Source organism: Mesorhizobium alhagi CCNWXJ12-2 (genome assembly GCF_000236565.1).
In the GTDB taxonomy this organism is placed as follows: domain Bacteria; phylum Pseudomonadota; class Alphaproteobacteria; order Rhizobiales; family Rhizobiaceae; genus Allomesorhizobium; species Allomesorhizobium alhagi.
Genome location: NZ_AHAM01000056.1, coordinates 20662 through 27249 on the forward strand (window position 1 = coordinate 20662; position 6588 = coordinate 27249).

The 6588-nt window shown below is 63.9% G+C and carries 4 protein-coding genes; 3 read left to right on the forward strand and 1 reads right to left on the reverse strand.

All coding sequences use genetic code 11. The features are described from left to right. The first annotated feature begins 5 nt into the window (after positions 1-5). The 3 genes from MAXJ12_RS08010 to MAXJ12_RS08020 all read left to right on the forward strand — a co-directional run bounded on the left by MAXJ12_RS08010 (position 6) and on the right by MAXJ12_RS08020 (position 2960). A complete protein-coding gene (locus MAXJ12_RS08010; protein WP_008835300.1) occupies positions 6-1070 on the forward strand; it encodes an ABC transporter ATP-binding protein in 1065 nt (354 codons plus the stop codon). Between the two features lie 136 nt (positions 1071-1206). After that, a complete protein-coding gene (locus MAXJ12_RS08015; RefSeq protein ID WP_008835301.1) occupies positions 1207-2118 on the forward strand; it encodes an endonuclease/exonuclease/phosphatase family protein in 912 nt (303 codons plus the stop codon). After that, positions 2115-2960, forward strand: coding sequence for an EamA family transporter (locus MAXJ12_RS08020; protein WP_008835302.1), 846 nt, complete (start codon positions 2115-2117; stop codon positions 2958-2960). Before MAXJ12_RS08015 ends, MAXJ12_RS08020 begins: the two co-directional genes overlap by 4 nt. A gap of 45 nt (positions 2961-3005) precedes the next feature. Here MAXJ12_RS08020 and MAXJ12_RS08025 read toward each other — a convergent pair whose 3' ends face one another. Then, positions 3006-6509: a beta strand repeat-containing protein gene (locus tag MAXJ12_RS08025; protein WP_008835303.1), complete on the reverse strand. Its 3504-nt coding sequence runs from the start codon at positions 6507-6509 to the stop codon at positions 3006-3008. Positions 6510-6588: the final 79 nt, after the last annotated feature.

Below are 6588 nucleotides of genomic sequence, written 5' to 3' on the forward strand. Positions count from 1 at the left end.
CGCTCATGGCCGAAACCTTTCTCTCGATCCAGAATGTCCGCAAGGCCTTCGGCGCGACCACCGTGGTCCAGGATTTCAACCTCGACGTCGAGCGCGGCGAGTTCGTTTCCTTTCTCGGGCCGAGCGGCTGCGGCAAGACCACGATGCTGCGCATCGTCGCCGGCTTCGAGGAGCCCAGCGCCGGCATGGTGATGGTCGGCGGCAAGGATGTCACCAATCTCAAGCCCAACCAGCGCGACATCGGCATGGTGTTCCAGGCCTATGCGCTGTTTCCGAACCTGACGGTTGCGCAGAATATCGGCTTCGGGCTGAAGGTCGCGGGCGTTCCCCGGGCCGAGTCGGACGCGCGCGTCGCCGAGATGCTGTCGATCATCAAGCTGCCGGAGTTCGGTAGCCGCTATCCCTACCAATTGTCGGGCGGTCAGCAGCAGCGAGTGGCGCTCGCCCGGGCACTCGCGCCAAGGCCGAAGCTTCTGCTGCTCGACGAGCCGCTGTCGGCGCTAGACGCCAAGGTCCGCGTCTCGCTGCGCGAGGAAATCCGTGGCATCCAGAAGAAGCTCGGCATTACCACCATCTTCGTCACCCATGACCAGGAAGAGGCGCTGTCCATGTCGGACCGCATCGTCGTGATGTATGGCGGCAAGGCCGAGCAGGTCGGCACGCCGTTCGAAATCTACAACAAGCCGGCCACGCGCTTCGTGGCTTCCTTCGTCGGCACGCTCAATATCCTCGAAGGCACCGTATCCGATCCCGCCAGCGGCACGGTCCGCGTCAACGGCAGCGAGATCGCGTTGAAACGCAAGCTCGATGGCAAGGCGGCGGGCGACGAGATTTCGCTGGCTCTGCGACCCGAGGCGATTTCGGTCGGCGATCATCCCGGCCGCGACGCCAGCATCGCCGGCGAGATTTCCGACGTGAGCTTCCTCGGCTCGGTCATCCGCGTGCGGGTCGGCGTCGGAAAGAACGCCGTGTCGCTCGACACCTTCAACAGCCCGGCCACGCCGCCGCCCGTGGTTGGCGAGACGGCCAACATAACCTTCGCCGCATCCGACCTTCTCGTACTGCAGTAGCGCGGTCGTCCTCTCAAGGAGGCTGACCCGCGGGTGAGAAACTGCGCGGTCCCTCGCTGGCCCAAGCTTCGCCTCTCCGCTTCTTATTGCCAGCTAAATACCGAAGGCGTACTGCGATCGGGTGGGGGACCTTGGCGTGAAGCTCGTCAGCTACAATATCCAGTACGGCTTCGGAGCCGACGGCCGCTACGATTTGGAGCGGATCGCGCGGGTTGTTGCCGGCTCCGACATCATTGCACTGCAGGAGGTCGAACGCGGCTGGCGGCGGACCGGTTTCGACGACCAGCCCGAAATTCTCGGCCAACTCCTGCCGGAGCATTATTGGGTCTATGGCCCGGCATTCGACATGGACGCCAGCACCTGCGTGGACGGCCGCATCGTCAACCGGCGGCGGCAGTTCGGAACCATGCTCCTGTCGCGTTGGCCGATCGTCTGGTCGCGCCTGCACCTGCTGCCGATGCGCCGCACCGTCGCGCCGCTCAACACCCAGAACCCGGCGCTCGAATGCATGGTCCGCACACCGGCTGGGCCGGTGCGGTTCTTTTCGCTGCACCTCGCCCATATCGGCGCGGAGGAACGGCTGGAGCAGATCGCCTTCCTGCAGGACCTGCATCGCCGCACGCCGTTTCAGGGCGGGCCGTGGAGCGGCGTCGACGACGAGCCGGAGCGCGACTGGACGCATGGCGAGAGAGAGCCCGAATGCCCACTGGCGGCGATCTGGCTGGGCGATTTCAACTGCGAACCGGACAGCGCCGAATACCGCCGCATCACCGGCACGACGCCCTACCATGCCGGAGCTGCCTATCTCGATGGATTTGTCGATGCGGCGACGATTGCAGGCCACGGGCCTGGCGATCTCCATACGCATGTGAAGGAGATCGGCGGCCGCATCAGTAAGCGCCGGCTCGATTATTGCTTTGTCGGCTCGATGCTGGCGTCGCGCGTGCGCTCGGTCAGCGCCGACAATGCCGAGATCGCCTCGGACCACCATCCGCTCCGGGTCGACATCGACCTCGACGATCCGGCCTCGCGGATCGCACCGGAATGACGCTCACCGTTTTCTTCGCCGTGCTCGCGGCGGCCGCCATGCATGCCGCATGGAACGCGCTGATCAAGATGCGCGGCGACCGCTTCGCCTCGATCTCGCTGACCTCGCTCGGCATGAGCCTGGCGGCCCTGCCGGTCATCCCCTTCGTCGAATTTCCCGGCGCGGCGGTATGGCCGTTCATCACTGCCTCGCTCGCCATCCATATCGGCTACCGGCTGTTCCTGGTCATGGCCTACGAGGCCGGCGACCTCGCCCAGACCTATCCGCTGGCGCGAGGCGCGGCGCCGCTGATGACTACGGTCGGCGCGATCTTCCTGCTCGCCGAATTGCCGACGCCGCTGGCGATACTCGGCATCGTGCTCCTGTCTACGGGTACGCTGCTGATGTCGTTTCGCGGCGGGGTGGGGCTCGGCAGGCTCGACCGCCGGGCGGTCGGGTTCGCGCTGACGACCTCGATCTTCGTAGCCGGCTATACGCTCACCGACGGCAGCGGCGCGCGCCTGGCCGCCACCGCGTCGAGCTATGCGGCGTGGCTGTTCCTCTGCGACGGGTTGGTCTCGATGGCGATCGGGTTCTACTACCGCGGGCGCAGGCTGCTTCCGATCATGAAGACGGAATGGCATATCGGCGTTCTCACCGGCCTTCTGAGCGCCGCCTCCTACTGGATCGCCATGTGGGCGATGACCAAGGCGCCGATCGCGTCGGTGGCGGCTTTGCGCGAAACCTCGATCCTGTTCGCTATGCTCATCTCGGTCCTTGCGCTGCGCGAAAAGATGACCGGATGGCGGGTTGCCGCCGCGCTCTGCATCGTCGCCGGCGTCGTGGCCCTTCGGTTGGGCTGAGCGCCGGCGCACGTATACGACCAGCGGGCTCCCCCATTGCAAGTCTCAGACGATGAAATCGGTGCCTGTCATCCAGTGTGTGCCGGCGACCAGTATCTGCATGTCGGCTGTGGAATCGCCGTTCACGTCCGCGTCTATGATTACGTTGCCGCCGTAGTTCGTGTAGCGAAACTCGCCGGCCACGCCGGAGAATGCTGCCGTTCCGATGAAGGAGAAAGCCTGGTTGCCTATGTCATCACGGAGCGCGTGGAGACTGATCTTGTCCTCGCCATGCGTGAAATCCATGATCGTGTCGCGCATGCCCGGACCGACCAGGCCGTCGGTCACGGCTTCATAACGGAAGAAATCATTCCCGGCGCCGCCGAACAGGATATCCGCGCCCGCACCGCCAACAAGCCGATCGCTGCCGCCACCACCATAAAGCGTGTCGTTGCCGGCGCCGGCGGTGAGATAATCTTCGCCATCGTCCCCGTCGAACACATTGGCGCCTGCTCTACCCACCAGCGTATTGTTGAGCGCATTTCCCGTGCTGTTCAGAGCGGAGCCAAATAGCTCCAGCCGTTCGACATTGTCGGCGAGCGACCAGTCGATGTAGGAGCGTACGGTATCGATGCCGCCATTCGCCGCCTCGATTACCCGATCGCCGCTGGAGTCAACGACGAAGATGTCGTTGCCCGCGCCACCGACCATATAGTCGTCGCCGGCGCCGCCGTTGAGCAAATTGTCGCCGGAAGTGCCGACCAGGGTGTTGTTGAGGGAATTCCCCGCGCCGCTGAGGTTGCCTGAGCCCCGCAACTCCAGCCGCTCGACATTGTCGGCGAGCGTCCAGTTGACGAAGGATCGCACGGTATCGATGCCGCCATTCGCCGCCTCGATCGTCCGGTCGCCGCTGGCGTCCACGACGAAGGTGTCGTTGCCGTCGCCGCCGACCATATAGTCGTTGCCTGCGCCGCCGTTGAGCAAATTGTTGCCGGCATTGCCGACCAGCGTGTTGTTCAGCGCATTGCCGGTGCCGCTAAGGGTGCCTGAGCCCTGCAACTCCAGCCGCTCGACATTGTCGGCGAGCGTCCAGTTGACGAAGGATCGCACGGTATCGATGCCGCCATTCACCGCCTCGATCGTCCGATCGCCGCTGGCGTCCACGACGAAGATGTCGTTGCCCGCACCGCCGACCATATAGTCGTTGCCGGCGCCGCCGTTGAACAAATTGTCGCCGGAAGTGCCGACCAGGGTGTTGTTGAGGGAATTGCCGGCGCCGGTGAGGTTGCCTGAGCCCTGCAACTCCAGCCGCTCGACATTGTCGGCCAGCGTCCAGTTGATATAAGCGCGGACCGTATCCGTTCCCTCACCAGGGTTCTCGACCGTGCTGTCGCCCGCCGCAGCGACGACATAGATGTCATTACCGGCGCCCCCGATCATATGGTCGTTGCCTGTGCCGCCGTTGAGCAAATCATTTCCATCGCCGCCGGAAAGCGTGTCGTTGCCGCCGGTCCCCGGCAGGCGATCGTCCAGCGCGCCGCCGACAAATACGTTGGGGTCGCCATCGCCGGTGATGTTCTCCGGATTGATGTCGCCGACACTTCCCGTCAGCACCTTTTCGACAGTCAGGCCGTCGGATTCCACACGCACCCGAATGCTGAAGGTGTTTTTCTGCTCGTAGTCCAGCAGTAGCCCGTTCACCACCGAGACGTTTCCCGCGCTGTCTATCGAGAAGTTGGCATTGTCGTCGTCACCGGCTCCGGATACGAGCGAGAAGGTGTAGCTCGATCCCCCGGCGGCGGTCAGTGTGCCCGCAGAAGACCCGTTCGCAGCCGCTTCGTCGATTTCCAACGTGCCGGTGATGTCGAGGGTTGCGGTATTGACCAGAACGCCCGTTGTGGACCCAACGCTGTTTAGCGTCAGCACAGCATTGTTGCCGGCCGCGTCGCGCAATGTGCCGCCGCTCGGGTCGATACTCCCGATCGCGATGCCGTCGAGATCCTGCTGGCCGGCTGATACGGTTAGCCGGAAAAGGAGCGCGCCGGTGCCGCTTCCGCTTATGTAGTTAGCGTAGACGGTGCCGCTTCCGATGGTGATGGCGAGACGCGGAGTGCCGCCCGTCGTGTCGACGATTACGTCCTCCGAAAGGTGTACCGTGAAATCCAGGTTCTGGCCGGCGACGTAGGTTCCATCGGCCGGCACCGAAACACTATCGACAACCGGGGCAACGCTGTCGACCAGAACGCCCGTTGTGGACCCGATGCTGTTGAGGGTCAGCACGGCATCGTTCCCTGCCGCATCGCGCAATGTGCCGCCGTTGAAGTCGATGCTGCCCCCGACTGAAATGCCGTTGGCATCCAGTTGTCCGGCTGACACCGTCAGCCGGAAAACCAGCACGCTGCCGCCGCTTCCGCTCACGTAATTAGCGTAGACGGTGCCTCCGGTATCGAGGGTGACGGCGATGCGCGGAGTGCCGCCCGTCGTGTCGACGACCACGGCCTCCGAAAGGTTTACAATGAAATCGAGGTTCTGGCCGGCGGTGTAGGTTCCATTAGCCGGCACCGAAACACTGGCGACAACCGGGGCAACGCCGTCGACCGCGATATCATGCTGCCCAGAAATTGAGTTCGGGCCTTCCGCGATAGGCAAGCGCAGCAGTGCACCAACGTTGGTGGTGGCGCTGCGGATGGTGGCGCCGTTCAGGGTGAAAATGCCGATCGGATGGTAGTCCAGATCGGCGCTCAGGTCGCCCGCCTGCACTGTATAGGAGAAGGTCAACGTGCCGGTACCGGAGCCGGAAGCGTATGTCGCCAGACGATCCGTGCTGCCGGTCTCCAGCACCAGGCTCGGAATACCGCCTGCCACCGTCACCGCCTGATCGAAGGTCATCGTCACCCAAATGACGTCCCCCTCTTTGTAAAGGCCATCGGGATTGGTGACGTTCACCGAGGTGATTTCGGGCTGCTGGCCGACCGTGATGGCGATGGTATCGGTATCCGTCTGCGGACCGCCTGAGCCGTTGAGGCCCAAGTCATTCGTAACGATCTGCAGGCTGGCCGCGCCGTTGTAGCCGGGCATCGGGGAAAAGATCGTGCCGTTCAATGCGGCGTTGATATCCGCGATGGTTCCCTCGAAGCTCATGGTGCCATCGTTGGCGCCGGAGCCGACGATGAACGAGAGCCCTGTGGTTCTTGACAGGGTGATCAGGCCATTGGAGGCGGTGAGCGTCACCCGCATGGCGCCGCCCCCAGCATCCACGTCCGAGATCGAGATGGCGTTGCCGTTGCCGCTGCTGAACACCAAGGCCGCATCCTGATCCACCGCCCGCACGGTAGGCGCCGAATTCACGGGCGCGTCGTTCACCGCCGTCACCACCAGCGTCACCATGTCGGTGTCGGTCAGAGTGCCGCCGCCGCCGGTATTGCCGTCATCGTCGATGCCTACGGCAAGCGCCACGTTCGATGTCGAATTGAGAGCGGTCTGGAAGCTTAGCTGGGACGCCGCGATAAACGAGTTGATATCGGCAATGCTGCCGGACAGGGTCAGGGTGTCGCTTCCGGAGCCGGCCACTGTTACTCCCGAACCAATTGTGCCAGTCAGCGTACCCGACGTAACGGAGAAAGTGGCGGGCACGGTGGCACTGCCCGCA

What these genes read in the sequence shown, in the direction of transcription:
- MAXJ12_RS08010 (WP_008835300.1), top strand. Translation starts at nt 6, where the DNA reads ATGGCCGAAACCTTTCTCTCGATCCAGAATGTCCGCAAGGCCTTCGGC.
- MAXJ12_RS08020 (WP_008835302.1), top strand. Translation starts at nt 2,115, where the DNA reads ATGACGCTCACCGTTTTCTTCGCCGTGCTCGCGGCGGCCGCCATGCAT.